Genomic DNA, 2,971 nt, shown 5'->3' on the forward strand with positions numbered 1-2,971 from the left:
AAGATAGTAACTTATTGGAAAAAAATATACATGAACTCCATTTTTATTTAAAAAATTAATGTTTTTTATCAAAGCTTGCATTTATCTGTATTACAGAATATTAACATCATTTTGCTTGTTTTTGTGAATTATGCAGGCTAGATTAACCATTACAGGGTAATAAAAATATGGAGTTAAAAAGTTATTCTCAATTGCTTTTTCAAGTGAATATGAATAACAGTAAGGTTCTTGGTCTTTAAATAGCAATTCTAGTTCTTTTGTTCCATCCAAGTCGTAAATTCTTTTGGGTGTTGCAGAAAGAGCTATCCTTTTTTTACATTTTAATTGTTTAAACGCTGCCTTGATAGATGGAGCTCCAATATTATGGGCTTCATCAGCAATTATTGTGAAATTATATTGAAATGATTTAAAGAGATTTAGAAACTTAGGATTTGTAAAGGAAGGATATGTAGAAATAATAACGAGGTTATCTTCTTGTTTTCTCCATCTATAGTTAGCCTTGTAATTACTCAGTTCTTCTTGCCATTTAGTTTCACCCGAAACTAAAACATAGTTATTGAAATTAAATTCACCAATCTCTTTTTCCCATTGTTCCACAAGCGCAAGCGTTGGAACCAAGATTAATACATTATATTTCCCTGATTTTTTATATTCGTTCAATACACAATTTAAGGAAGTAATTGTTTTTCCAGTTCCCGTAGCCATTGCGAAAATTCCATGATAGTCATTGTTAACCCAATTGGTATATGCATCTTTTTGGTATTCTCTTGGTTCACTATTAAATGGGAATTCTGGTTTAATATTTATAGTAGAATATATTTCATTAAGCTTACCTTTTATTGAATTTGAATATATATCTAATTCATTAATAAGTGCTTTTTCTTCGTCAATTAATTGCTGTAGATTTTTTGTTGGAAATGAATCTTGAATATAGCTTTTGACTCTTTCAATAGGAATAATTATGATATTTTGAGAATCCCCAATCCAAGTTTTGTTAAAAATCTTTTCAAAATATTTTAATCTTTCTTTCTCTGTATTGCTTTCTGTCCAAGATTTATAACAACTAATTGATTCAATATTATTAAGAAGTGCATTTTTTGAGAAATTGGCAGAACCATTAAAAACGACTTTATCAAATCGTTCATCGGTAAAAATTCCATATTTATTGTGAGCAATGCCACCTTTTTCATTTGCAGGAATTGTTGCAATAAACTCAATACTATTTACTGAGATTAAGTAAGAAAGGCATTTAAAAAAGTGTTCATCTTGTTTTGATAGTGTTTCGGTAAATCTTGAAATATCTTCAATTATTTTTTCTTCAAATTCTATATCTGTCATTTTCATGCCAGATTCAATTGCTTCCTTATCCTTTTGCGGTAATATATCGTTGATAATAATTCTCATTCTTCCTCCACGATGAATAAAGTAAGCAAAACCAGCACTTAATACATTAATCGCTGTTGAACTAAAAAAGCCTAATCCCAAATCAAACTGATTACTTTCAATTAAAGCATCGAAAAAGAACTCGATTGGTTCTTTTTCTCCAGTAGAGTAAACTATTTCAAATGGGGTATCTTTTAACATATTATACTAATTCCATTAAACCGTTTTCAATTTTATCAATCACATATTCAAAACCGTCAAGATTTGGGTTTACTTTTAATTCCTCATTTATTATCCCTAATCCATCATCAATATGCATTTTAATGTATTTAGGAATATCCTTATCGGTTTTGTAAATATTGTAATGCACACAAATCAAGGAAACATAATAGGGAAGGTTATTCCCAAATAATACCGCTTTGCTATATTCTTTACCTCCTGAGTTTTGAATTTTAGTTAAATCCATCTTCCTGTCCTTTGATATTGAATACGTAAAGGCAATACGGGCAATAATATTCTCAGTTCCCAAACTAAGTTTTCTTGTTAGGTAAGAAACAAGTTCCCTATTTTCTTTTGAGGTTTTAATGTGAGTGAACATTGCTATTTTTTTCTAATCGGTTAAACAATTGGGTTGATTCACATTCAATTATTGTAGATTTCTCATTCCTGTTTTCTATAACAAAAGTTTGCGAAATAAATGGAGTAAGCTGTAAAAACTCCTTCTCTGTTAATTCTTTTTCAAGCAAAGGAAATAGAATAACTTGCTTTGAGATTGACGGATAGAACTCTGTAATAATATTTTTGGAATGTCGCTTGTCAAATTTTTGTAATGGACTGTCAATAAATATGGGAAATTGAATCCCTGATTCATCAACAAGAGATTTTAATAATGCAGTTGCATATAATTGTTGTTCACCTTTTGAAAGAGAATCTTTTTCAATAAAACTCCCTTTCTTATCGAGAAGATTAATTTCAATAATATCATCTTCTAATTCAATCAATACATCATCAATAAAATCCTTGTGCATTAATTGCTGTAGCTCCCTTTTAATACGATTTTGTAATGAGTGTTTTTTCTCTGATTTAAATTTCAAAATAAACTCTGATAACTCATTGATTAATCGGCTAGTCGCTATGTCTTTTTGTTCATCCATTTCATCTAAACTAACTGTTTTAGCTAATTCTGAAATTACCTTTGTTTTAGTTGCAAGCTCCTGCTGAAAAGCCCCTAATTCTTCATGTAATTTATTTTGCTCAGTGCTGAGTACATCAATTCTTTTATCAACATTTGCCTTTTCTGATTTGTATTTCTTAGCAAGTACATCAGTATCCTTGGATTCAGCATTTGCAATCTTCTTGAGGGTTTTAGCCAAAAAGATGCGATTGTTTTTTTCTTCTTTAACTATTTGTTTGAACAGAATACTGTATGAGTTTTTAAGGTTATCAACCAAGTAATTGTAAATATATAATTGCTCCATTATTAATTTTTTTTCCTATCTTTGCCACATGGATAGAATAAATGAAATAAGAATTAAATATTCAACAATTATAAAAGAAGCAAACGAGCGTTTCATTCGGATATGGGCAG

Annotated in this window: 3 protein-coding genes; all 3 read right to left on the reverse strand. The window is 29.3% G+C overall.

Going from position 1 to position 2,971, the window contains the following annotated elements:
• Positions 1 to 90: 90 nt before the first annotated feature.
• From HN894_12325 to HN894_12335, 3 genes are read right to left on the reverse strand one after another with little or no spacing between them, the layout of a single operon-like run.
• On the reverse strand, positions 91 to 1,584 hold the full coding sequence (locus HN894_12325) for a DEAD/DEAH box helicase family protein (GenBank protein ID MBT7144107.1): 1,494 nt from the start codon (positions 1,582 to 1,584) through the stop codon (positions 91 to 93).
• A 1-nt stretch (position 1,585) separates the two neighbouring features.
• A complete protein-coding gene (locus tag HN894_12330; GenBank protein ID MBT7144108.1) occupies positions 1,586 to 1,981 on the reverse strand; it encodes a DndE family protein in 396 nt (131 codons plus the stop codon).
• Positions 1,965 to 2,861, reverse strand: coding sequence for a hypothetical protein (locus HN894_12335; protein MBT7144109.1), 897 nt, complete (start codon positions 2,859 to 2,861; stop codon positions 1,965 to 1,967). Before HN894_12335 ends, HN894_12330 begins: the two co-directional genes overlap by 17 nt.
• Positions 2,862 to 2,971 lie beyond the last annotated feature (110 nt).

The sequence above is a fragment of the Bacteroidota bacterium genome (assembly GCA_018692315.1).
Lineage (GTDB): Bacteria > Bacteroidota > Bacteroidia > Bacteroidales > JABHKC01 > JABHKC01.

What these genes read in the sequence shown, in the direction of transcription:
- HN894_12325 (MBT7144107.1), bottom strand. Translation starts at nt 1,584, where the DNA reads ATGTTAAAAGATACCCCATTTGAAATAGTTTACTCTACTGGAGAAAAA.
- HN894_12330 (MBT7144108.1), bottom strand. Translation starts at nt 1,981, where the DNA reads ATGTTCACTCACATTAAAACCTCAAAAGAAAATAGGGAACTTGTTTCT.
- HN894_12335 (MBT7144109.1), bottom strand. Translation starts at nt 2,861, where the DNA reads ATGGAGCAATTATATATTTACAATTACTTGGTTGATAACCTTAAAAAC.